Annotated in this window: 23 protein-coding genes and 1 tRNA gene; 12 read left to right on the top strand and 12 right to left on the bottom strand. The window is 40.8% G+C overall.

The features are described 5' to 3' along the window. Positions 1 to 364 precede the first annotated feature (364 nt). Genes Bovatus_RS23450 through nusB form a run of 5 tightly spaced genes read right to left on the bottom strand, consistent with a single transcriptional unit; the run spans position 365 to position 3,744 of the window. On the bottom strand, positions 365 to 793 hold the full coding sequence (locus Bovatus_RS23450) for a DUF5606 family protein (RefSeq protein WP_004302066.1): 429 nt from the start codon (positions 791 to 793) through the stop codon (positions 365 to 367). Between the two features lie 20 nt (positions 794 to 813). Next, positions 814 to 1,431 carry a dephospho-CoA kinase gene (gene coaE / locus Bovatus_RS23445; protein WP_004302065.1) on the bottom strand — a complete coding sequence of 206 codons (618 nt, stop codon included), beginning with the start codon at positions 1,429 to 1,431 and terminating at the stop codon, positions 814 to 816. Beyond that, positions 1,421 to 2,434, bottom strand: coding sequence for a CdaR family protein (locus tag Bovatus_RS23440; protein WP_004302064.1), 1,014 nt, complete (start codon positions 2,432 to 2,434; stop codon positions 1,421 to 1,423). The genes coaE and Bovatus_RS23440 overlap by 11 nt, the downstream gene beginning before the upstream one ends. 20 nt (positions 2,435 to 2,454) lie before the next feature. Then, complete coding sequence (gene yajC / locus Bovatus_RS23435; protein WP_004302063.1) at positions 2,455 to 2,778, bottom strand: preprotein translocase subunit YajC; 324 nt, start codon at positions 2,776 to 2,778, stop codon at positions 2,455 to 2,457. Between the two features lie 39 nt (positions 2,779 to 2,817). Continuing rightward, complete coding sequence (nusB, locus tag Bovatus_RS23430) at positions 2,818 to 3,744, bottom strand: transcription antitermination factor NusB (RefSeq protein WP_004302062.1); 927 nt, start codon at positions 3,742 to 3,744, stop codon at positions 2,818 to 2,820. A gap of 168 nt (positions 3,745 to 3,912) precedes the next feature. On the opposite strand from nusB, the gene Bovatus_RS23425 reads away from it, so the two are divergent. From Bovatus_RS23425 to Bovatus_RS23410, 4 genes are all read left to right on the top strand, one after another. Continuing rightward, the gene (locus Bovatus_RS23425) at positions 3,913 to 4,314 is read left to right on the top strand and encodes a PUR family DNA/RNA-binding protein (RefSeq protein ID WP_004302061.1); all 402 of its coding nucleotides are present in this window, start codon (positions 3,913 to 3,915) and stop codon (positions 4,312 to 4,314) included. Positions 4,315 to 4,451: 137 nt separating this feature from the next. After that, positions 4,452 to 5,042, top strand: a complete 591-nt coding sequence (locus Bovatus_RS23420; RefSeq protein WP_004302060.1) for a 50S ribosomal protein L25/general stress protein Ctc — start codon at positions 4,452 to 4,454, stop codon at positions 5,040 to 5,042. Positions 5,043 to 5,178: 136 nt separating this feature from the next. Then, positions 5,179 to 5,745 (top strand): aminoacyl-tRNA hydrolase, encoded by a 567-nt coding sequence (gene pth / locus Bovatus_RS23415; protein WP_032849357.1) that lies wholly within the window; start codon positions 5,179 to 5,181, stop codon positions 5,743 to 5,745. 101 nt (positions 5,746 to 5,846) lie between these two features. Next, positions 5,847 to 6,263 (top strand): RNA-binding S4 domain-containing protein, encoded by a 417-nt coding sequence (locus tag Bovatus_RS23410; protein WP_004302058.1) that lies wholly within the window; start codon positions 5,847 to 5,849, stop codon positions 6,261 to 6,263. A gap of 134 nt (positions 6,264 to 6,397) precedes the next feature. On the opposite strand, the gene Bovatus_RS23405 is transcribed toward Bovatus_RS23410, so the two are convergent. From Bovatus_RS23405 to Bovatus_RS23380, 6 genes are all read right to left on the bottom strand, one after another. After that, on the bottom strand, positions 6,398 to 6,823 hold the full coding sequence (locus tag Bovatus_RS23405; protein WP_004302057.1) for an HIT family protein: 426 nt from the start codon (positions 6,821 to 6,823) through the stop codon (positions 6,398 to 6,400). Positions 6,824 to 6,872: 49 nt separating this feature from the next. Continuing rightward, complete coding sequence (locus Bovatus_RS23400) at positions 6,873 to 9,146, bottom strand: cation:proton antiporter (protein ID WP_004302056.1); 2,274 nt, start codon at positions 9,144 to 9,146, stop codon at positions 6,873 to 6,875. A 151-nt stretch (positions 9,147 to 9,297) separates the two neighbouring features. After that, positions 9,298 to 10,383, bottom strand: a complete 1,086-nt coding sequence (gene gcvT / locus Bovatus_RS23395; protein WP_004302054.1) for a glycine cleavage system aminomethyltransferase GcvT — start codon at positions 10,381 to 10,383, stop codon at positions 9,298 to 9,300. Between the two features lie 61 nt (positions 10,384 to 10,444). Then, on the bottom strand, positions 10,445 to 11,668 hold the full coding sequence (gene pepT / locus Bovatus_RS23390) for a peptidase T (RefSeq protein WP_004302053.1): 1,224 nt from the start codon (positions 11,666 to 11,668) through the stop codon (positions 10,445 to 10,447). Positions 11,669 to 11,820: 152 nt separating this feature from the next. After that, positions 11,821 to 13,230 carry an amidophosphoribosyltransferase gene (locus tag Bovatus_RS23385; RefSeq protein WP_004302052.1) on the bottom strand — a complete coding sequence of 470 codons (1,410 nt, stop codon included), beginning with the start codon at positions 13,228 to 13,230 and terminating at the stop codon, positions 11,821 to 11,823. 164 nt (positions 13,231 to 13,394) lie between these two features. Next, positions 13,395 to 15,554 (bottom strand): glycoside hydrolase family 97 protein, encoded by a 2,160-nt coding sequence (locus Bovatus_RS23380; protein WP_004302051.1) that lies wholly within the window; start codon positions 15,552 to 15,554, stop codon positions 13,395 to 13,397. Between the two features lie 268 nt (positions 15,555 to 15,822). On the opposite strand from Bovatus_RS23380, the gene Bovatus_RS23375 reads away from it, so the two are divergent. The 6 genes from Bovatus_RS23375 to Bovatus_RS23350 all read left to right on the top strand — a co-directional run bounded on the left by Bovatus_RS23375 (position 15,823) and on the right by Bovatus_RS23350 (position 20,868). Further along, positions 15,823 to 16,656, top strand: a complete 834-nt coding sequence (locus tag Bovatus_RS23375) for a M23 family metallopeptidase (protein WP_004302050.1) — start codon at positions 15,823 to 15,825, stop codon at positions 16,654 to 16,656. 10 nt (positions 16,657 to 16,666) lie between these two features. Further along, entirely contained in the window at positions 16,667 to 17,443 is a 777-nt protein-coding gene (locus Bovatus_RS23370; protein ID WP_004302049.1) for a hypothetical protein, read from the top strand. A gap of 18 nt (positions 17,444 to 17,461) precedes the next feature. Beyond that, a complete protein-coding gene (gene crcB, locus Bovatus_RS23365; RefSeq protein ID WP_004302048.1) occupies positions 17,462 to 17,839 on the top strand; it encodes a fluoride efflux transporter CrcB in 378 nt (125 codons plus the stop codon). A gap of 30 nt (positions 17,840 to 17,869) precedes the next feature. Beyond that, entirely contained in the window at positions 17,870 to 18,532 is a 663-nt protein-coding gene (locus Bovatus_RS23360; protein WP_004302047.1) for a pentapeptide repeat-containing protein, read from the top strand. Between the two features lie 179 nt (positions 18,533 to 18,711). Beyond that, on the top strand, positions 18,712 to 19,992 hold the full coding sequence (gene eno / locus Bovatus_RS23355) for a phosphopyruvate hydratase (RefSeq protein WP_004302046.1): 1,281 nt from the start codon (positions 18,712 to 18,714) through the stop codon (positions 19,990 to 19,992). 402 nt (positions 19,993 to 20,394) lie between these two features. Continuing rightward, a complete protein-coding gene (locus tag Bovatus_RS23350) occupies positions 20,395 to 20,868 on the top strand; it encodes a hypothetical protein (protein ID WP_004309775.1) in 474 nt (157 codons plus the stop codon). A gap of 278 nt (positions 20,869 to 21,146) precedes the next feature. Here Bovatus_RS23350 and Bovatus_RS23345 read toward each other — a convergent pair. Next, positions 21,147 to 21,220: transfer RNA gene (locus tag Bovatus_RS23345), tRNA-Thr, on the bottom strand. A 308-nt stretch (positions 21,221 to 21,528) separates the two neighbouring features. On the opposite strand from Bovatus_RS23345, the gene Bovatus_RS23340 reads away from it, so the two are divergent. Next, positions 21,529 to 22,086 carry a DUF4199 domain-containing protein gene (locus tag Bovatus_RS23340; protein WP_004302042.1) on the top strand — a complete coding sequence of 186 codons (558 nt, stop codon included), beginning with the start codon at positions 21,529 to 21,531 and terminating at the stop codon, positions 22,084 to 22,086. Between the two features lie 32 nt (positions 22,087 to 22,118). Next, the gene (locus tag Bovatus_RS23335; protein ID WP_004302041.1) at positions 22,119 to 23,069 is read left to right on the top strand and encodes a glycosyltransferase family 2 protein; all 951 of its coding nucleotides are present in this window, start codon (positions 22,119 to 22,121) and stop codon (positions 23,067 to 23,069) included. Positions 23,070 to 23,072: the final 3 nt, after the last annotated feature.

Here is a 23,072-nt window from a genome sequence, read left to right as displayed (position 1 = left end):
TGCAAAACAACTAATGTTCAACCACATATTTACATACATGGCAGAACACGAGCGTTTAAACATTATTCCTAAGTAGTTCAATATTGTCCAGATCTCAAGTCTTGAATAATATCTTTATAACGCTTTTGTTCTCTATTGTTATTCGCCGTTCACTACTGCTATTCCCAAGAATAGTGAACAGCGACAAAGATACATAAAAAAGCATCATTATTTACAATATAAGTAGAAGATATTTATTTTAGTAAAAGATTACCCAAATAATACTAATTTTTTTCTGAACATACAAGTGTTTATACGAAAAAACATGATAAGCATTTAAAATGCTTATCATGTTCTCTATTTTTGATTAAATAAACGGTACAGATTATTCTGCAGCTGCTTCTTCCTTAACTTCACCTTCCGGTTTAAATTCTGTGATTCCATTAGAAATCAAGATGTTATACCAAGCTACCAATTTCTTAATATCTGCTACATATACGCGTTCACGATCAAAGTTTGGTAATACTTCAGCCAAGTATTCACGCAATTGTTCAGGAGTAGCCTTTTTCGGGTCGATAGAAGCCTGCGCTGATTTCTCTTTCTCTTTTATAGCTTCCAGCACATCATACAAAGGCACTTCTGCATCGTCCGTATACATTGCTATATCGGCCAAAGAAATAATTTTTTCATTACCATAAGCGGGGAAACGTTTCTTCTCAGCATTGACTGATTCAACAATCAACATATTTTTTCCTTGCGAAATAAGTTTGTATAATCCCGGTTTACCTGAGATAGACAAGATAGTCTTCAACATAGTATATATCCTTTTATTTATTAATTATTTTTTGCGGAGCAAAGGTAATGATTATTTTTAGATAGCAAAGAAATAAGCTCCAAAACCTGCGGAATTAACGGTGTTTCATCATCATTGACTATCACGAAATCAGCATGACTTCTCTTAACTTCATCACTCATTTGTGCCTCAATACGCTTCATCACCTGTTCTCTCGATGAACAATCCCGTTTTATGGCGCGCTCCACTCTCACTTCCAGCGGCGCATACACCATAACCAGAAAATCAACTTCACTCCTAAAACCGGCTTCCACAAGTATGGCAGACTCCATACCTACCAATTGTTCACCACCAAACCGGGCAGCCCACCGACGAAAATCTTCTTTCACCTGTGGATGAATAATTTCATTCACTTTCTGCACACGATTCGGATGACCGAACATATAGGATGCCAGCAAAGAACGATTCAACACACCATTTTGAAACACATCCTGACCGACCAGCGCACAAAGTTCCTGACAAATCACCGGATCTGTCTGCGTGATACGCTTTGCTTCTATATCTGAAATATAAACAGGAATTCCCATTATTCCAAATAATCTGGAAACCACACTTTTCCCGCTACCGATACCACCGGTTATACCAATCTTAATCGACATTAGAAGTAATTTGCTCTATCAAGAAGTCTACTTGCTCAGGAACAATACGGATTTGATTGATTCCGCTCGGAAACGACTTCAATTTAACCGTATATTTATCAGAACCGAGCTTCAACAACTCTTCGTAAGAAATATTGATGATAAAATCGCTTGCTTTTATGCTGCGGAACCGCTTTAACCCCACCTGGAAAGTTATCTGAACTTTGGAAGGGAAGGTACGTAATGCCTTATCGGCTGGGAAATTAACTCCGTGCAATGGCACCTCTACTGTTTTCTCCGTATAAATATCTACCGGAAAGGTCATTTCTACCGAAGCCGGAACAAACTTCACTCCTCTTTCAGAATTCAGCGGAATTCGTCGCCGGGTTGTATCTGAAATATTCTCCAGGTTTATCTTTTGAGTATATGCGGTGGTAATAGTATCCAGAATTCCTTCCGGAGCATAAACTAATACAGAGTCCGGATTACAAATCGTATCTGATACATAATATTGAAGTCCGGCTGTCACTTTTCCCTGAAAGCGGACAGGTACTAACTTAGACTTTCCTTCAGAATAGATATACTCTAATGTATCCGGCTTGATTGAAAGTATTTTGGAAGACACATTCAATTGACTCAATATCTTTTTCTCAAAATCAGATGCGTAAATCTTCACATGATTATCTTTTCCTTTATAATCAAGAAAACCTAGATTTACCGGGAAAAAACTTTTCCCCAGCATATAATTGAGCAGCACCGTACCTTTATCTTTCACTCTGACACGAAGTTCAGAAGGCGGTTCCGAAGTCAGCACTACATTATTGGGAACATCTTTTATTCGTACCGGAATGGAGAACTCGGCTTCATAGTCACTATTCAGAGTCTGAAGCAGCCAAAATCCACCGGCTATCAAGAAGAAAAATAAAAAAATTAAGAACTCTCTGCTCTTATCACTGAGCAGAAAATCCTTAATTTTCTTTGATAGTTTTAAATATGTATATTCTATTTTCCTACGATCAAACATAGGCACTTATTTATCAACTATTATTTAGATTGATTGCTAGCAGCTGAAGCATCAGCGAAAATAGAATTCTTGTCTATTTTAATCTTTACATTAGAAGCAATCTCAAGTACTATGTAATCGTCAGTAATTTCCTTGATTGTTCCGTGGATACCACCTGCAGTAATCACATTCTGATTTACCTGAAGAGATTTACGGAAATTTGCTATTTCTTTTTGCTTCTTATTCTGAGGACGGATCATAAAGAAATACATGATAACAAACATAGCTATCAGCATGATCCACATCATACTTCCACCTCCGGCAGCACCGGCAGGAGCTTGCAATAATACAGTCAATACGTTCATAAATAATCTGTTTTAGTTTCTACTATATGGACAAAGGTATCAGTTTTTAGTCAACTTACCTTCTTTTTTTAATTGATTAACTATTCCATCCAGCGTACCGTTGATAAAGCTACCGCTTTTAGCTGTGCTATACAACTTCGCTATCTCTACATATTCATTTAACGAAACACTGACCGGAATGTTCGGGAAACTAAGAATTTCTGCTAATGCAGTCTGCATAATGATAACGTCCATAAATGCAATACGGTCCAGATCCCAATTTTTTGTATTCTCACTAACCAAATGACGGTAATAGTCGGAATTCAAAATAGTACGACGGAACAGACGACGTGCAAACTCTTGATCTTCGTCATCCTTAAATTCCGGAAGCAGTTCCTGGTTGGCACCCTTCTTTTCATCAAAACGTTTGATCGTTTTCAGGACGAATGTATCTACAATTTCTTTGTCATCATTCCAATACAGACTCTGATCTTCCAATACCTGATCGAGAGAATCATTATTAAAGATGTATGTTTTATAGAGTTTTCTCCATAATTCACGATCGGCCTCGTATGAGTGGTCGTCAGAAGCCATATAATCTTTATAGATATCGGTTTCTACAATTTTCTCATAAAGTTCCTTGATGAAGTCCTGGTCGTTTGCCCAGGTTCTTTTTTGATTGGCTATAAACTCTACCAATTGCTTATTGACTTCCAATTGAGCAATAAACTTGTTATCTACGAACTTCCTGTTGGGATACAACTCCTCTTTCGTAGGTGCCAATTTAGCTTTTGCCGCATCAATACGTTTTTGTGCATACTCTGTCAATGCTATCATCAGCATTAGCAAATAATTATAAAGGTCATACGCCTTTGAAAGACTAAAGAATAACTCTTTCTCCGCTGAGTCTAGATTTTTGCTGCCATTTTGATAATAGGCATATACTATCTGTATAATCTTAAGACGAATAAGAACTCTGTTGATCATAATTCAAATTAATACTGTTGTTATCGAACTGCAAAAGTAGATATTTTTAATGAGTTTCCACTAATAAATCACATTTTTTAATGCAGTATTTGATTCTCTGCGCTTTTTCTTTTGACAGTTTAAAAAAAATATCCAATTTTGAGGCCGATTATAAACGGACCGAAAGATATGGAAGATTTAAAAAAGAAAATGAGCGCAGACATGAATGATAAGGAGATTGTATTCTCCAAGTCCATTAAAGCAGGTAAACGCATCTATTACCTTGACGTAAAGAAGAATCGTAAAGATGAAATGTTCCTGGCTATTACAGAGAGTAAGAAAGTGATAACGGGAGAAGGTGACGATTCTCAGGTTAGTTTCGAAAAACACAAAATCTTCCTATATAGGGAGGACTTTCAGAAGTTTATGGCAGGACTCGAAGAAGCAGTCAACTTCATTGAGTGCAGTGATGCGAACGAATACATCGCCCGCCTGAACACCGAAGCGGATGAAGAAAGTGAACAGAAAGCAATCGAAGAAGCCCGGGAAAACAAGTTAGAGAGCGAAATTAAGATCGATATTGACTTTTAAGAAAGTAACTCTTTGATATTTCAAAAAAAAGACGTACTTTTGCACCGCTTTTTTGCAACATCGTGTGATAATCCACATCGTGTGATGGTGAATTAAGCAAGCTAACTTAATTTAGAGTAACACAAATTTTTAAAGAAATGAAATCAATTGAAGTAAAAGGAACTGCAAGAACAATTGCAGAACGCTCTTCTGAACAAGCTAGAGCTTTGAAAGAAATTCGTAAAAACGGTGGTGTACCTTGTGTACTTTACGGAGGTAATGAAGTAGTTCACTTCACAGTGACTAACGAAGGACTTCGTAACTTAGTTTATACTCCGCACATCTACGTTGTAGACTTGGTTATCGATGGCAAAAAAGTAAACGCTATCCTGAAAGATATTCAGTTCCATCCGGTAAAAGATACTATCCTGCACGTTGACTTCTATCAGATTGACGAAGCTAAACCTATCGTAATGGAAGTACCTGTACAGTTGGAAGGTCTTGCAGAAGGTGTGAAAGCCGGTGGTAAACTTGCACTGCAGATGCGTAAGATCAAAGTGAAAGCTTTGTACAATGTAATTCCTGAGAAACTGATCGTTAACGTTTCTCACCTAGGATTGGGCAAGACTGTTAAAGTTGGCGAATTGAGCTTCGAAGGCCTTGAACTGATTAGTGCTAAAGAAGCCGTTGTATGTGCTGTTAAGTTGACTCGTGCAGCAAGAGGTGCAGCAGCAGCCGCTGGCAAGTAATTGAGATTATCCCTGTAAAGAGATATACTTCAAACGCAGATTAATGCAGATTAAAGCAGATGTTCAGTCTGCATTAATTTGTATTAATCTGCGTTTCTCTTTCTATATTAATGAACTGTTTTACGGAAAAACGATGATAAAATATTTAGTTGTCGGACTGGGAAACATTGGTCCCGAGTATCATGAAACCCGACATAATATCGGATTCATGACAGTAGAAGCATTGGCCAGAATTAACAATGCTCCTCCTTTTATGGATGGACGCTATGGATTCACCACCAGCTTTTCCATCAAAGGACGTCAGTTGATCCTGCTCAAGCCATCGACTTTTATGAACCTGAGTGGATTGGCCGTTCGCTATTGGATGCAGAAAGAAAATATTCCATTGGAAAATGTGCTGATCGTAGTAGATGATCTGGCTCTTCCTTTCGGAACGTTACGCCTAAAAGGAAAAGGAAGTGATGCAGGCCATAACGGATTGAAGCATATTGCCGCCATTCTGGGCACTCAAAACTATGCCCGTCTGCGTTTTGGAATCGGGAGTGATTTTCCACGTGGCGGACAAATCGATTACGTACTCGGTCACTTCACTGATGAAGACTGGAAGACAATGGATGAAAGACTGGAGATGGCAGGGGAAATTATCAAAAGTTTCTGTCTTGCCGGTATCGACATCACAATGAACCAGTTCAACAAGAAATGATGAACCTGTTCTATAAAAAATAAAGATAGCAATGAACGGTTAGCGATCAATGATAACGTCCACTAACCGACTAATTATTTATCACTAAATAACTAACTAAAATGGCTGAAGCAAGAATAGATAAATGGATGTGGGCTGTCCGCATCTTCAAGACACGTACGATTGCAGCAGAAGCCTGCAAAAAAGGACGTATTACCATCAACGGTTCGCTGGTCAAAGCTGCCCGTATGATAAAACCGGGTGATGTTATTCAAGTGAAGAAACCACCTATCACATACTCATTCAAAGTATTACAACCGATTGAGAAACGTGTAGGAGCCAAACTGGTATCGGAAATGATGGAAAATGTAACGACTCCCGATCAATATGAATTACTTGAAATGAGCAAAATCAGCGGATTCGTAGACCGGGCACGTGGAACCGGACGCCCGACCAAGAAAGATCGCCGGGAACTGGAAGAATTTACAACTCCAGAGTTTATGGATGATTTTGACTTTGATTTCGATTTTGAAGAATAGGATAAATAGAAAAACGATGAATCGTAAACAATGAACGGTGAACAGACTGCGTTATATCCACAGGCTTGCTCACCGTTCATTGTTTACGATTTGTATAGCTTACCACTTATAGAGTTGCAGTTCGCCCTTTCTTTTTACAGATTCGCTTTAACAGCATCAATCAGTTCCTGATATTCTGCGTCAGTCAGATAAACCTTTCCCGGGTTCATTTGGAATATACCTCCATAATCAGGTCCATCCACATATTTAGGTGCTAAATGAAAATGCAAATGAGACAATTTATCCGAGTAAGCACCATAATTAATCTTTTCCGGCTGGAAAGCTTTTTGCATGGCACGAGTGACACGCGCTACATCTGCCATAAAAGCATTACGGTCTTCATCACTCAATTCATTCAAATCGTTCACATGGTCTTTATAAGAAACAAGACAACGTCCGCGGTAGGTTTGTTCCTTAAACAAAAACACACGTGACACACTCAATTGCGCAATCTCAATCATCAGATTATGCAGCGTTTCATTGTTCTGGCAATACAGACATTCTTTCGGATCACTCTTCATGATATTATTATTTTAAGTTTTTATCGTTGCAAAAATAAGTATTCCATTCTTATCCGGCTTGTACTTTTTCGTTTTTTTGATCGACTAATTGGTACACATCCTCTTTTTCGCCTACCACCCAAACAACATCGCCTTCTTCGAGCGGAGCATTTACATCAGGAACCATCAGTGTACCGTCTTCACTTTCAACACCGGCTATCATACAATGATATTTGTCGCGGATACCCGATTCACGAATCGTTTTACCCAGAAAAACAGAATCACTGTCAATGATAAACTGCTTCAAAGCCATCTCGCTCTTTTCATAAACCTCCCAGTCTATCTTCGCTCCGTTTTGCATCGCCTCATTAAACACACTTAATTGTTCATCCGTCCCTATCACCTGTATCTTATCCATTGGAAACAGACGAACAGAACCACCGGGGATATTAATCCTCCTCTTTCCACGAAGAATAGAAGCAACATGAACTCCAAACTTCTTCCCCAAGTTCAGCTCCATCAATGTCTTTCCCGCCCAACTGGATTCACCCGGAATTTCCATATCGGCAAGATGCAAATCATGCGACAACAAACGACCGGCATACTCCGGCTTTTTCTCTCCCAGATACTCTGCACGTACATCTCTGGAACGGAGATTCTGGAAGAAACGACGTTCAATCAATATCGATTGCTTTTTCAAACGGCGAGACCATACCATCAACAATACAATAAGTACAGCCACTCCAATAATCAATCCGATAGACGCCTTAAATAATCCGGAAATAACAAAGATGACAAAAAGTGCCGCTATCATAATACGAATCACGATTGTCGATACCAGCGGCGCGCGGTTGGCACGGCTATCATGCCATAAGGTCATAAACTCAACCGAATGATTTTTCTTCACCATAATGGCACGCAAGAAAGGAGCAATACACAGAATCATAAATACCGCTCCCAACAACGATGCCCAGAAATGAGGCAGATTCTCTTTAAAGAATGGCACAACAAAACGAAAAGAAAGTGCAATAATCGACATACTGACAATTGAATAAACAACTGTTATACGTACCATTGACAAGATTAGCTTCTTCCACAAATTCTCGTGATTCAGAGCTGTTTGCGAACCGGAAGAATAACGCATCATTATTTTTTTCCATGATTCCGGAAGATGAGCATCCACAAAAGTAGAAGCCGGCTCGGCAAAACGAATCATATAAGGAGTCAGGAAAGTAGTAATCACAGAAACCGCTACCACTATCGGATACAGAAAATCACTCGTTACATGCAAAGAGACTCCCAAAGAAGCAATAATAAACGCAAATTCGCCGATCTGCGTTAAACTAAAGCCGCATTGCATAGCCGTCTTTAAAGGCTTTCCGGAGAGAATAACACCGAATGTACCAAAAACGGCCTGTCCCAAGATAACAGCCAAAGTAATAACTATAATAGGTACGGCATATTCTACAATCATTGCAGGATCCACCATCATACCGACCGATACGAAAAAGATAGCTCCAAAAAGATCCTTTACCGGTTTCACCAGCCGGTCTATGGATTCCGCCTCGATTGTTTCCGCCAGAATAGATCCCATTATAAATGCACCAAATGCAGCAGAAAATCCTGTATGAGCCGCCATCACTACCATACCGAAACAAAGTGCCAACGACACAATAAGCAGAGTCTCCTCTCCCATCAATTTCCGGCAGCGTTTCAAGAATTCAGGAATCAGATAGATACCGACAACAAACCACAGAATAAGGAAAAACAATAATTTCCCGATACTCTCCAACATCTCGGTACCTTCAAAATGTTGGCTTACCGCCATAGTGGAAAGCATCACCATTAATACAATAGCCAAAATATCTTCCAAAATCAAGATACTCAACACAAGTCCGGTGAACTGCTTCTTCCTTAATCCTAAATCATCAAAAGCTTTATAAATAATAGTAGTAGACGACATCGCAATCATACCGCCCAAGAACAGACTGTCCATCCTGTGCCAGCCGAAACCCATGCCGACTCCTATTCCCAACAAAATCATACAAAAGATGATGGTACAGGCAGCAATGATGGCAGAACCACCCACCTTGACAATCTTCTTAAAACTAAATTCCAAACCAAGAGCAAACAGCAAGAAAATAACACCAATATCCGCCCAAGTCTTAATATTGGCAGTATCCATCACTGAAGGAGTATACGGCATATGCGGACTTGCCAGAAATCCGGCAACTACATATCCCAAGACCAGAGGTTGTTTCAACTTCTTAAACAACAAAGTCATAACACCGGCACAAATCAATATAAGTGCGAGGTCAGCTATAAGAGTAGGTAATTGAGACATTATTTTATCGTATTTGATGACAAAATTATATTATTTCTATGGGATAAACAACATATTTACGGATATGTTTTGCAATAACCATCATAAAATAAGTTAGCCCCGGATAGAGTCGTAACTTATCCGGGGCTATACACAATAACAAGCTTATTTTTTACTTTCTAAAAGGCGGTTTCACTACCACAGCTTTCAATTTCCGACCACGCATATCGATACAGATTTCCGTACCCACCTTACTATATTCCGGTTTCACATATCCCATACCGATACCAATCTTACGGGTAGGCGACATCGTACCGGAGGTCACCACTCCCACTTTCTCGCCTTCATCATTCACCAGTTCATAGCCATGACGGGGAATTCCGCGATCAACCATTTCAAAGCCAACCAGTTTACGGGTAACACCTTCCGCTTTCTGTTTTTCCAGCATCGGACGGTTGACAAAATCCTTGCCCTCCACAAACTTAGTGATCCATCCCAATCCGGCTTCTATCGGAGAAGTCGTATCATCCAGATCATTGCCATACAGACAGAAGCCCATTTCCAACCGGAGCGTATCACGGGCACCCAAACCGATAGGTTTAATGCCATACTCTTCACCAGCTTCAAAAATAGCCTTCCATATAGAATCAGCCGCAGACGGATAGAAATAAAGCTCAAAACCTCCCGCACCGGTATAACCCGTATTGGAGATAATCACATTCTCTTCACTTGCAAACGTTCCAACCTTAAATGTATAATAAGGAATAGTAGCAAGATCAATATCCGTCAACTTTTGCAGAACCGAAATAGCCTTCGGACCCTGTATAGCAAGTTGAGCTATGTTATCCGACGAATTTTCCAACTCGGCTCCCTCCGTATTGTGAGAAACACACCAGTTCCAGTCTTTTTCCATATTGGAAGCATTCACCACCAACATGTATTTTTCCGGTTCATACTGATAAACCAGCAAATCATCTACAATCCCCCCATCCTCATTCGGAAAACAAGTATATTGTATTTTACCCGGAGCCAGTGCCGCCACATTGTTAGATGTTATTTTCTGCAGAAAGGCCAACGCTTGCGGTCCTTTCACCCAAAATTCTCCCATGTGCGATACATCAAATACACCGACACCTTGACAAACAGTTATGTGTTCATCAATGATACCGGAGTATTCAATAGGCATATTATAACCTGCAAACTCGTGCATTTTAGCACCAAGTGCTATATGTTTCTCTGTAAACGGAGTGGTTTTCATTATTTTAAAGTATTAAGTTTTAAGTATCAGGTATTAAGTATTACCGGAGCTTACCGTCTTTTTATTTGGAAGCCACCAGTTCTGCTATTTTTACGATCACTTTCATTGCTTTCTCCATATTCTGGATAGGCACAAATTCGTAACGACCGTGGAAATTCAGACCACCGGCAAAGATATTCGGACAAGGCAATCCCTTAAAAGAAAGCTGCGCACCATCCGTACCTCCACGAATCGGTTTTACATTCGGTTTCACACCCACGGCTTCCATAGCTGCAAAAGCAGTATCGATGATGTGCATTACCGGTTCTATTTTCTCACGCATATTATAATACTGGTCGCGCAGTTCGAGTGTCGCAGTACCAGCTCCATATTCAGCGTTCATTTGAGCTACCAGACGTTCTATCTCTTTTTTACGGTTCTCAAATTTTGCACGGTCATGATCGCGGATGATATAAGACACAGTGCTTTGCTCCACATCCCCCTGAATACCAATCAAATGATAGAATCCTTCATAGCCGGTCGTATGTTCCGGTCTTTCCTGTGAGGGAAGCATCGTAATAAACTGATTGGCAAGATAGATAGAGTTAATCATCTTATCCTTGGCATATCCCGGATGCACATTACGTCCTTTAAAGGTTATTTTTGCGGCAGCAGCATTAAAGTTCTCAAACTCCAACTCCCCTACTTCACCTCCATCCATCGTATATCCCCATTCACAACCGAATTTCTCTACATCGAATTTATGAGCACCTTCACCGATTTCTTCGTCAGGATTGAAGCCGATACGGATTTTACCGTGTTTGATTTCGGGATGTTCCTTCAGATAAACCATCGCTGATACAATTTCCGCGATACCGGCTTTGTCGTCGGCACCGAGCAACGTTTTTCCGTTGGTTACAATCAAGTCTTCTCCCTTATGATCCAGCAATTCCGGGAATTGTGATGGAGAAAGGACTACATTCTCTTCAGCACAAAGCACAATATCCGAACCGTCATACTTTTCCACAATGCGCGGAGTGACATCTTTACCCGTCATATCAGGACTTGTATCCATGTGGGCAATAAACCCGATAGTGGGTACTTCTTTATTTATATTGGCAGGAAGTGTAGCAAAAAGATAGCCATGCTCATCCAAAGTAATATCTTCCAATCCCAAAGATTCCAACTCTTTTTTCAAGTATTCAGCAAAAATCATCTGCTTCGGAGTACTTGGAGTAAGCCCTGTCGATTCATCAGATTGTGTATCGAAGCTTACATACTTTAAAAATCTGTCTACTAAAGTCATATTGTTTTAATTACAAGTTACTAATTACAATTTACAAATTGATAGTTTATAGTGCCGTAAAGGTAAAAAAAGAGCCGTGAATTACAAAGCAATTCACGGCTCTTTTTATTGTATACTTTTATCCGGATACTTAAATATCCTATTTGACTACTTTAAAAATGGCTGCTACCATCAAAGCAATGTGTACAAACCTTGCATTTAGGTAATCCGATAGCCTCAATCAGCGTTTCCAGTGTATTAAACTTCAATGAACTGAGACCGAAACGCTCTGCAATAATACTAACCATCTTATCGTATTCCGGAGAACCGGTAGTAGCATATTTCTCCAGGTTCTTATTCTCATCCCCTTCCAGTTCCTTGATAATACGACGGGTAATCAACTCCAATGCATTTTTAGAAGCCGAAAAACCAACAAACGGACAAGCATAAATCAATGGCGGACAAGCGATACGCATGTGCACCTCCTTTGCTCCGTAATCATACAGAATCTTCACATTGTCACGTAATTGAGTTCCCCGCACGATTGAATCGTCACAGAACAACAAACGTTTATTTTGCAGCATGGCACGGTTGGGAATCAACTTCATCTTAGCAACAAGCGAACGCATCTCTTGATTGCTCGGAGTGAAGCTACGAGGCCATGTCGGTGTATATTTTGAAATAGCACGATGGTAAGGAACCCCCTTTCCTTCAGCATATCCTAAAGCCATACCCACTCCCGAATCAGGAATACCGCAAGCACAATCCACTTCCGATTCATCTGTCTGTCCCATTTTCAATCCGCTGGTGAAACGCACTTCCTCTACATTCTTTCCTTCATAACAAGAAGTCGGGAAACCGTAGTACACCCACAAAAACGAGCAAATCTGCATATCCTCATTGGGCTTGCGAAGCTGGTCAACATGATCGTCATACATACGGACAATCTCACCGGGACCTAAATATCTCTCAATCTCATAATCCAGATTCGGAAAACTGGACGATTCGCTCGTTGCAGCATAAGCACCGTCTTTCCTTCCAATCACCACCGGAGTACGTCCCCATCGGTCACGGGCAGCGATGATACTACCATCTTCCGTCAGAAGCAACATCGAACAAGAACCCTTAATGTGCTTAAACACATTTTCGATACCTTCCACAAAAGTTCTGCCTTGTATAATAAGTAATGCGATAAGTTCCGTCTGGTTGGTGTTGCTCGAACTAAGTTCGGCGAAGTGCATGTTTTGACTGAGAAGTTCTTCTTCCAATTCCTGGATATTGACTATTTTAGCGACTGTGACAATGGCGAAGCGCCCGAGGTGAGAATTGATGATGATAGGTTGTGCGTCTGTGTCGCTAATGATGCCGATGCCGGCGTTTCCTTTGAATTTGTCCAGTTCTCCTTCAAACTTGGTTCGGAAATAAGTACTTTCCAAATTGTGAATGGAGCGTATAAAACCTTTTTCCTCACTGTATGTTGCGAGTCCTCCTCGCTTGGTACCCAGATGTGAGTTATAATCTGTGCCGTAGAATAAATCAGTCACGCAGCTAGTTTTCGAGACTGTTCCGAAAAAACCTCCCATGTTGTTCTCTTTATTGATGATGTTTTAAAAAAGATGGCGCAAAAGTACAAAAAAGAATTCGTCCTATAAAAAAAGCGCTCCGCAAAGTTTTAGTTTTCTTTGCGAAGCACAACTAATATTTATTAAAAAGCGGGGAATCCGGAAACAATCTTTTTACCGGAATCTTATTTCCATTTCTTGATCGTTTTCAAGTCAGCGGGAGTTGCTTCAATCAAACTTACTGCAAATCCTCCGCTACGTGCCAGCTTCACAGACATCTTATTCTTGTTTGTAACAAGTCCTTTTTTTATCTGGTAAGAAGTAGGATTCTTTTCAAAATCCGCCTCCTTTCCGTCAGCATAAAGAGTAGCTACATATTGTTTTCCCGGTTCGAGAAAATCAAGTGTAAAAGCAGAAGTACGGGGATTCTCATCGGTGATACCACCTACAAACCAGTTATCAGTACCTTTTGCCTTACGTGCTACGGTAATATAATCTCCCGGTTCCGCTTCCAGATACTTGCTGTCATCCCAATCAACGACTACATCCTTGATAAATTGAAATGCATCCATGTGACGTTCGTAACTCTCCGGAAGGTCGGCTGCCATTTGCAAAGGACTGTACATCGTTACATAAAGTGCCAACTGTTTTGCCAAAGTTGTACGTACAAAACTGTGGTCGCCTGACAGGAAAGAAAGTTTTGTATCAAAGATACCCGGTGTATAATCCATCGGTCCACCAATCTGACGGGTGAAAGGAAGCAAGGTGGTATGGAACGGCTTATTCCCTGCAAAGGCTTCATATTCCGTGCCACGAGCCGATTCATTACCGATCAGATTCGGATATGTGCGACATAATCCTGTCGGACGGGTTGCTTCGTGAGCATTTACACAGATCTTATATTCGGCCGCTTTTTCCACCGCATATAAATAATGATTGTTCATCCACTGTCCGTAATGATGTTCTCCACGCGGAATAATATTACCTACATACCCGCTCTTCACAGCATTGTATCCGTTATCTATCATAAACTGATAGGCTTTATCAAGATGACGCTCGTAGTTACGTACAGAAGCGGAAGTCTCGTGATGCATCATCAGCTTCACTCCTTTTTCCTTTGCATACGCATTGAGCATCTTCACGTCAAAATCAGGATACGGAGTTACGAAATCAAAGACATAATCCTTCGAATTTCCGAACCAGTCTTCCCATCCTTCATTCCAGCCTTCCACTAAGATCTGGTCGAATCCATGCTCTGAAGCAAAGTCAATGTAACGCTTCACTTTGTCATTATTGGCTGCATGACGCCCGCTCGGTTTTGTTTGGGAATAATCCGTCTGTCCCAGTTTCACAGAATAAACATCATCCGTGTACGACCAGGAACTTTTTCCGGTAATCATTTCCCACCACACACCGATGTATTTCACCGGCTTAATCCAGGAAACATCTTCGTAGGCACAAGGTTCATTCAAGTTCAAAGTCAATTTGGAAGCCAGAATATCACGAGCATCATCACTGACAATCACCGTGCGCCAGGGTGAACGGCAAGGCGTTTGCATATAACCTTTATCCCCTTTTGCATCAGGAGTCAGCCATGATTCAAAAATCAGGTTCTGATCGTCAAGGTTCAGATGCATACAAGAATAATCAACCAAAGCCGCTTCATGCAGATTGATATACAACCCGTCGGCTGTCTTCATTTGCAAAGATGTCTGCACACCTGTTGGTGAAAAAGGAGTTTGAGAAGCATTTGGAGTAATTGCCCCTTGCAACAATCCGCGAATCTCTGAAAGCTTGGATTCGGTATAGTCATATTCCTGCGTATCATAATCGCCTGGAATCCAGAATGCCGTATGATCGCCGGCCATAGCAAACTGCGAATGTTCTTCTTTTATAACGAAGTAATTCAGATTCTTTTGCTGCGGGAACTCATAGCGGAACCCCAAGCCATCATTATAAAGACGAAAACAAATAATCAGATTACGATCTTGCGCCTTTTGATTCAGGGTAACAGCCATTTCATTATAATGGTTGCGGATCGATTTCACCTCTCCCCACACCGGTTCCCATGTTTCATCAAAAGCAGAAGTTTTAATATCGGCCAGAGTGAATCCATTTATCAGTCCGGGATCATTTTTCAATTCCAGTCCCAGTTTCGAAGGTTTAATCACCTCTTTTCCTTTATAAGAGAGTTCATACACCGGTTCTCCTTGCATGTTGACAGAGAAATTAAGTTTTAATTGTCCGTCAGGAGAAGTGATACTTTCGGCCTTTGCTGATGTGCCGAAGAAAAAAGAGAGCAACAGGCAGACCCATATTGCAGTTCCTATTTTCATGTTCTTCATGATATAAATGAGTTAGTTAATAATCGTATGGCAAAGATAGACAGGAAACTATAGAGGTGTTTTTCTTTATAAAGAAAATATAGAAGGATATAGAAGTTGAAACGGGATAAACATTTAAATATAAAGCAGATAACAAATCCAGAAGCTAGAAAAAATATAGTGTCTATGGTGAAGAAATTAAAAGGATTAAAGACGCATATTACATAATCTTTCTATATTTGCAACGTATTATCCCAACTATATCAATAAACACTTTACTATTTAGAATATGGCACAGCACCTTAAATTGATCGCTCTATTGATTTTCACATTGTCCGCCAGCTACACTTCCGCGCAGTCTTTACGTAAACTGCTGGAACGTCCATACGGTATCATCGAGTCAAAATGGGAAAAAGATGCTCAGGGAACTACCGAACTCAATTACTACAATGAAGACTATTGCGACTATTATCTGTATCGTGCCAACGACCGTTCCTACAATTTAAGTAACGGAAAAAACACTATATTTAAAATAGAAAAGAACGCACAGGTAGACAATCCGTTTAAAAGTGCCTCTTCTTATACGTTCTGCCGGGGCAAATTTCCTAAAGATTTCAATATTCAGACTCCTTATGCCTTACCCGTAAAGAACAATCAAAAGACAGCCTGGAAAACCGATCCGCGTGAACCATTCAAGACCTTGAATTTTCACATCAAACAAGGTGATACAATCTACGCCACCCGCAGCGGAATAGCCTGTAAAACCACCAACCCGCAACAGCTGCTCATCTATCATCCCGATCAGACTTTTGCAGCCTATCTGGTGATGAACGAGAATTTTATCGAACCGGGCGAAGAAGTACAAGTTGGACAAGCCATAGGAAAGGCAGGCCCCACAGGTGCTGCCATCTCTTTCTTTTTTCTGGATGAAAATAAGTTCAAAGGAGGATTATCATCCGGATACCCTTACTCCCACTTTATTCCTGTATTCCGCACAACTGAAGGAGATGTGAAACCGGAAGAGAAAACCATCTATCAGGCTGTGACCGACCATGACCTTATCATGCAGGACATGAGTAAACGTGATAAAAAGAAATATATGAAGCTACACAACCTGAAATAATAGATGTATCATGCGCATATTTTTACTTTTCTTCCCGGTCTTCTTTTTCTGCGGTTTGCTTCATGCCCAAACCGTAAAAGTGGAATATGGCGGTGACCCGCTTCCCGACAAAGACCGGAAGAAGATAGAACAGTTTCTTCAACATGAGGTTGATTTCTATTCACAATTCGGACTGCCCGATACGCTGAGCCTCCAACTATATGTATTTGAAAATAGAAGAGAAGCAATCGATTACTTAGAAAGTATCAATGTGTCTCTGCCTATCAAGGCAAGTGGTGCATACTCACCTAAGCTACAAAAGGCAGTCATCTTAGGACGGGAGAATGGACGGGAGAGAAGTCTTGCCATTATCTATCACGAACTGAGTCATCATTTCGTTTCGCAGATTCTCGGCAAGCGTCCTCCAAGCTGGCTTAACGAAGGACTGTCGGAGTACTTCGAACATTGCACCATTCACAAAAAAGCAGTCCGCCACACATTTACCGAATACGAACAAGGGAGAGTTCGGACGATGTATATGCTGGGAGAAGTAAACCTTCCTACATTTTTAAATAGCAGCCAGGGCAAATTTATGAAACAGCAAATGACGGACGAGCAATACTCTTATATCCTTTCGCATGCGCTTGTCACTTTCTGGATAGAGAGCGTTCCCCGCGAGATATTCAAAAAGTTCATATCCGTTCTGCAAAACAAAAATGATCCGTCAACCGTTTCAGAACAAATCAATCTTGTTTATCCCGGAGGCTTCCAGCAATTCGAAAAAGATTTTGAAGCCGCCTACAAATAATATCAATCTTTCAATCAAATGAGTAAAGAAGTTATCTATATCTTTATCGGTGGAGGAACCGGTAGTGCACTGCGTTATTTCATCCAGTTGTTAATGCACGAACGAATCGTCCCTTATCATTTTCCATGGGCCACTTTCACGGTCAATCTTCTCGGCAGTTTTCTCATCGGCCTGTTCTATGCCCTTTCAGAGCGATTCCACCTTCCGTTCGAGTTCCGTTTGTTTCTGACAACGGGTTTATGTGGAGGTTTCACAACGTTCTCTACTTTCTCCAGTGACGGCGTAGGTCTGCTGAAAGGAGAATTTTACGGAGCATTTGTTCTATATACATTATTAAGTATAGGAATAGGATTAGCCGCAACGTTAGCCGGCGGATATGTGGGAAAACAGATTTAATAATTCGAATATAAATCCTACCTTTACGCCATGATTAAAAGAAGCCCAACCAAACCCGTCCGCGTTGTTCCTCCCATGATGGAAGAACAGGAAGTCAGTACTATTACCCTACAGAAATGGCTCGACAGAGAAGAAACCGTCTCTCATCTTTTATTCTGCAAAGGAAAAGAAGAAGGCATCGACAAATCTTATAAAAGTTTCAAAAACTGCACCTTTCAGCATCAGACATTCAGCGAATGTAAATTCCGTTCCTCCCAACTGACCGATGTCAGGTTCGAGAACTGCGACTTATCCAACATTTCTTTCGCTGAAAGTTCGCTCTACCGGGTAGAATTCATTTCCTGCAAGCTATTGGGTACCAATTTATCGGAAACAACAATGAATCACGTCTTGCTGCATGACTGCAACGCAGGTTATATCAATCTGGCTATGAGTAAAATGAACCAGGTACGTTTTGCACACAGCCAGCTCCGCAACGGAAGTCTGAACGACTGCCGTTTTTCATCCGTCGCATTTGAGAGTTGCGATCTCGTAGAAGCCGATTTTTCACACGCTCCGCTTCGCGGAATAGATTTGCGCACTTCCCGTATCAGCGGAATCACGCTTAACATCAGCGATCTGAAAGGGGCTGTCATCACTTCCCTGCAAGCAATGGATTTGCTTCCACTGTTAGGGGTTATTATCGAAGATTAAAATCCTGCAAATTCACCCCGCCGCACTCAAACAAAAAGCATCGTCCCGTTGTTATAGTATAAGGTCGGACTAACGACATATAGGGAATAGGCACAAAAAGAATACCTATTTATAGTGATTTCTCACTCCCCGTCAAGTCCGTACTTTTGCAGAAATCTTATTCAAAAACAATAGAAACGATGAAAATTGAAAAAATTGTAGCTCGAGAAATTCTCGATTCAAGAGGTAACCCCACAGTAGAAGTTGACGTAGTATTGGAATCCGGCATTATGGGACGTGCATCTGTGCCGTCAGGTGCTTCCACAGGTGAACACGAAGCATTGGAACTTCGCGATGGTGACAAACAGCGCTATGGTGGAAAAGGAGTACAAAAAGCGGTTGATAATGTAAATAAAATCATCGCTCCGAAACTGATTGGTATGTCTTCACTCAATCAGAGAGGTATCGACTACACAATGCTGGCATTGGACGGCACTAAGACTAAATCGAATTTAGGTGCTAACGCTATTCTCGGTGTATCTCTTGCCGTAGCTAAAGCTGCTGCCAACTATCTGGATCTTCCTCTATACCGCTATATCGGTGGAACAAATACGTATGTAATGCCTGTACCGATGATGAACATCATCAACGGTGGTTCACATAGCGATGCTCCGATCGCATTCCAGGAATTTATGATCCGTCCCGTAGGTGCTCCTTCTTTCAGAGAAGGTCTGCGCATGGGTGCTGAAGTATTCCACGCTTTAAAGAAAGTTTTGAAAGACCGTGGCCTTAGCACTGCTGTAGGTGATGAAGGTGGTTTCGCACCTAACCTCGAGGGTACGGAAGATGCTTTGAACTCTATTCTGGCCGCTATCAAAGCTGCAGGATACGAACCGGGCAAAGACGTTATGATCGGTATGGACTGTGCTTCTTCCGAATTCTACCACGATGGTATTTACGATTATACCAAGTTTGAAGGTGAAAAAGGTAAGAAACGCACTTCCGCAGAACAAGTTGACTACCTGGAAGAACTAATCAACAAATTCCCTATCGACTCTATCGAAGACGGTATGAACGAAAACGACTGGGAAGGCTGGAAAAAGCTGACCGAACGCATCGGCAACCGTTGCCAGTTGGTAGGTGACGACCTGTTCGTAACCAACGTAGATTTCCTTGCAATGGGTATCGAAAAAGGCTGTGCCAACTCTATCCTGATTAAAGTAAACCAAATCGGTTCGCTGACAGAAACACTGAACGCTATCGAAATGGCTCACCGTCATGGATACACTACTGTTACTTCTCACCGTTCGGGTGAAACAGAAGATGCTACTATCGCCGATATCGCAGTAGCTACTAACAGCGGACAGATCAAGACAGGTTCTTTAAGCCGCTCAGACCGTATGGCTAAATACAATCAGTTACTCCGCATTGAAGAGGAACTGGGAGATTTGGCTGTATATGGTTACAAGAGAATTAAATAATTCAATATTCTCTTACTTGAATAATTCATCCCCGGACAATTAGATTATCCGGGGATTTTTACATATTAACCATTCACTAAATCTTTTTGCATTGTAAGAAAACTAGCTTCACTAAGCATCAATAAATATCTCCAATATTTTGCGAATTGAATTAATAAGGCTACATTTGCAACGTCTAACATATTAACAGACGGTGGGGAAACCTGCCTACTATCGCAGCGAGCATTTTTATGTTCGTATGTGAACTCTTATATGGGCGGTTTCGTACCCCCATAGAGAGTGTTAATGCACCTCTAAACCTGCCGTCGGTATGTTAGACAATGGGACAGGCGAAACCGCTTTTTTATTAGCACTTCTTCCTCTCCCATCAATCTATTATTCATCTTTTAAATTCTAATGATTATGGAAAACAGTCAATTAAAAGACTTACAGGAAGAGGTTTCAGAAGCTACGAAACAGTATATCCTGACTACATTCAATTCTGAAAATGGAATGAAAACGTATTATTTGCAGATGTCAAACATAATACGCTCTGCGCACATTAATCCTCCCATTGACACCGAATACAACAGTTTAAAAAAGCTAAGCAAAAAGCTCAAGCAATATTGTACTTTCATTCAAACACTTGGCGAACATGAATGGGACAAGGGAATAGCCGATATTCAGAAAGCATTAGGCATTTATCTAATGCAAAATAACATCGAAAGTAAAGAACGCAAACAAACGAACCAAGAAATTGCCTCTCAACTGCAATTCATCGTTTTTCTCTCCGGGAATATAAATATCATCAAGCAACTTCATGGAATATTGCAACGCCATTTATCCAATGTGATGCTTTTACTCAGATCCTATCCTGAGCATAATATACAAGAATGAATAACAATAATGAATCAAAAAGAAACTATAAATATTTGCTTTTCTTAAAAATGGAATATTACAACAATTAGGGAAAAACCAAAATTCATCAAAGCTTCAAGAAGAACAGAAAGCTTATCAAGCTTCATATTATCAACACTTTATCAGTTTCCGAAATACACAGTTCCGAACTGGTCATTTCAGAACTGTGTATTTCGATAATATGCAAATATATAAAAAAAGCATCCAGACTAATACCTGAATGCTTTTTTCTTGGATTTGTTATATATCCTTTTTTGAGCCTCTTGTCGGATTCGAACCAACGACCCCGAGATTACAAATCACGTGCTCTGGCCAACTGAGCTAAAGAGGCGGGTGGGTAAGCTATCTATATCGCGCCGCTACAACCAACTACCTTTGCTGCGATCAAGCCCTGGAGGATTCGAAGGGAGCTGGCCGTATAGGACTTACCCGTTTTGCGGTTGCAAAGGTAGACATTTTTATGTATTCTGCAATAGCTGCAGACAACTTTTTTACTAACAAAAGACTAACAGGCTACATTTCAGGCAATTAAAATTGCAAAAAAATATTCAGACAGCAACTTCCTCTGCTTTATTAACTTTAACAACCAGATTTCCCCTACCAACCGATATTATTTGTACCTTTGTGCGCAATTTATAAATGAAGATGACAGAGAACAGAAGCTATTTACAAAAATATGCCATGCATTTTGGCACGTATATGGGAATCTACTGGATATTGAAGTTCATATTATTTCCGCTGGGATTCCACATACCTTTCCTTTCGCTCTTATTTGTAATCCTGACATTATCCGTACCTTTCATCGGATATCACTATGCGAAAATGTACCGGGATAAGATTTGCGGAGGAAGTATCCAATTTTCACATGCCATGCTCTTTACCATATTTATGTATATGTTTGCTTCTCTGCTGGTAGCTGTGGCCCACTACGCCTATTTCCAATTCATCGATCATGGATTTATCATCAACTCTTACATCCAGTTGTGGGACGAACTGATGACCAACACCCCGGCTCTGATAGAAAACAAAGAAGTTATAAAAGAAACGATAGATACCGCCCGTTCACTTACTTCCATCAATATCACCATGCAACTATTGTCATGGGATGTATTTTGGGGAAGTATCCTGGCCATTCCCACCGCATTGATGGTAATGAAAAAGGCCAAACCGGAAAATGACGGAATGTCTCAATCGTAATTTGTAATTCGTAAGTAATTAGTAATTAAAAAATGGATATATCAGTTGTAATCCCATTATTCAATGAAGAAGAGTCACTACCCGAACTCTATGCTTGGATAGAACGGGTAATGCAAGCCAACGGATTCTCATTCGAAGTGATTTTCGTTAACGATGGAAGTACCGACCATTCATGGGAAGTGATCGAAAAGCTTAAAGCTCAATCGGAACATGTAAAAGGTATCAAATTCCGCCGTAACTACGGTAAATCACCTGCACTCTACTGTGGATTCGCTGAAGCGGAAGGAAACGTAGTCATAACGATGGATGCGGACCTGCAAGATAGCCCAGACGAAATCCCCGAACTTTACCGGATGATTACAAAGGATGGCTACGACCTGGTATCCGGCTGGAAGCAAAAGAGATATGATCCAATTTCAAAGACACTGCCCACCAAGTTGTTTAATGCTACTGCCCGCAAAGTATCAGGCATCAAAAACCTGCACGACTTCAACTGCGGATTGAAAGCCTATCGCAAAGAGGTCGTAAAACATATCGAAGTGTACGGTGAGATGCATCGTTATATACCTTATTTGGCAAAGAACGCCGGATTCAAGAAAATCGGTGAAAAGGTGGTACACCACCAGGCGCGTAAATACGGCACAACAAAATTCGGACTGAACCGTTTCGTAAACGGGTATCTGGATTTACTCTCTCTTTGGTTCCTCTCCAGATTCGGCATCAAGCCGATGCATTTCTTCGGACTGTTGGGATCATTGATGTTTCTGATCGGAATGATTTCTGTCATCATCGTAGGTGCCAGCAAACTATATGCCATGTACAACGGTCTCCCCTACCGACTGGTGACCGACTCTCCCTATTTCTATTTGTCACTTACGGCAATGATTATAGGTACGCAATTATTCTTAGCCGGATTCCTTGGCGAACTCATCTCGCGCAATGCACCGGAACGGAATAACTATCAGATAGAAAAGAAAATTTGATTC

The sequence above is a fragment of the Bacteroides ovatus genome (genome assembly GCF_001314995.1).
GTDB lineage: Bacteria > Bacteroidota > Bacteroidia > Bacteroidales > Bacteroidaceae > Bacteroides > Bacteroides ovatus.
This window is presented reverse-complemented; position numbering and strand designations above follow the sequence as displayed.

What these genes read in the sequence shown, in the direction of transcription:
- Bovatus_RS23450 (WP_004302066.1), bottom strand. Translation starts at nt 793, where the DNA reads ATGTTGAAGACTATCTTGTCTATCTCAGGTAAACCGGGATTATACAAA.
- coaE (WP_004302065.1), bottom strand. Translation starts at nt 1,431, where the DNA reads ATGTCGATTAAGATTGGTATAACCGGTGGTATCGGTAGCGGGAAAAGT.
- Bovatus_RS23440 (WP_004302064.1), bottom strand. Translation starts at nt 2,434, where the DNA reads ATGTTTGATCGTAGGAAAATAGAATATACATATTTAAAACTATCAAAG.
- yajC (WP_004302063.1), bottom strand. Translation starts at nt 2,778, where the DNA reads ATGAACGTATTGACTGTATTATTGCAAGCTCCTGCCGGTGCTGCCGGA.
- nusB (WP_004302062.1), bottom strand. Translation starts at nt 3,744, where the DNA reads ATGATCAACAGAGTTCTTATTCGTCTTAAGATTATACAGATAGTATAT.
- Bovatus_RS23425 (WP_004302061.1), top strand. Translation starts at nt 3,913, where the DNA reads ATGGAAGATTTAAAAAAGAAAATGAGCGCAGACATGAATGATAAGGAG.
- Bovatus_RS23420 (WP_004302060.1), top strand. Translation starts at nt 4,452, where the DNA reads ATGAAATCAATTGAAGTAAAAGGAACTGCAAGAACAATTGCAGAACGC.
- Bovatus_RS23410 (WP_004302058.1), top strand. Translation starts at nt 5,847, where the DNA reads ATGGCTGAAGCAAGAATAGATAAATGGATGTGGGCTGTCCGCATCTTC.
- Bovatus_RS23405 (WP_004302057.1), bottom strand. Translation starts at nt 6,823, where the DNA reads ATGAAGAGTGATCCGAAAGAATGTCTGTATTGCCAGAACAATGAAACG.
- Bovatus_RS23400 (WP_004302056.1), bottom strand. Translation starts at nt 9,146, where the DNA reads ATGTCTCAATTACCTACTCTTATAGCTGACCTCGCACTTATATTGATT.
- gcvT (WP_004302054.1), bottom strand. Translation starts at nt 10,383, where the DNA reads ATGAAAACCACTCCGTTTACAGAGAAACATATAGCACTTGGTGCTAAA.
- pepT (WP_004302053.1), bottom strand. Translation starts at nt 11,668, where the DNA reads ATGACTTTAGTAGACAGATTTTTAAAGTATGTAAGCTTCGATACACAA.
- Bovatus_RS23385 (WP_004302052.1), bottom strand. Translation starts at nt 13,230, where the DNA reads ATGGGAGGTTTTTTCGGAACAGTCTCGAAAACTAGCTGCGTGACTGAT.
- Bovatus_RS23380 (WP_004302051.1), bottom strand. Translation starts at nt 15,554, where the DNA reads ATGAAGAACATGAAAATAGGAACTGCAATATGGGTCTGCCTGTTGCTC.
- Bovatus_RS23375 (WP_004302050.1), top strand. Translation starts at nt 15,823, where the DNA reads ATGGCACAGCACCTTAAATTGATCGCTCTATTGATTTTCACATTGTCC.
- Bovatus_RS23370 (WP_004302049.1), top strand. Translation starts at nt 16,667, where the DNA reads ATGCGCATATTTTTACTTTTCTTCCCGGTCTTCTTTTTCTGCGGTTTG.
- crcB (WP_004302048.1), top strand. Translation starts at nt 17,462, where the DNA reads ATGAGTAAAGAAGTTATCTATATCTTTATCGGTGGAGGAACCGGTAGT.
- Bovatus_RS23360 (WP_004302047.1), top strand. Translation starts at nt 17,870, where the DNA reads ATGATTAAAAGAAGCCCAACCAAACCCGTCCGCGTTGTTCCTCCCATG.
- eno (WP_004302046.1), top strand. Translation starts at nt 18,712, where the DNA reads ATGAAAATTGAAAAAATTGTAGCTCGAGAAATTCTCGATTCAAGAGGT.
- Bovatus_RS23350 (WP_004309775.1), top strand. Translation starts at nt 20,395, where the DNA reads ATGGAAAACAGTCAATTAAAAGACTTACAGGAAGAGGTTTCAGAAGCT.
- Bovatus_RS23340 (WP_004302042.1), top strand. Translation starts at nt 21,529, where the DNA reads ATGAAGATGACAGAGAACAGAAGCTATTTACAAAAATATGCCATGCAT.
- Bovatus_RS23335 (WP_004302041.1), top strand. Translation starts at nt 22,119, where the DNA reads ATGGATATATCAGTTGTAATCCCATTATTCAATGAAGAAGAGTCACTA.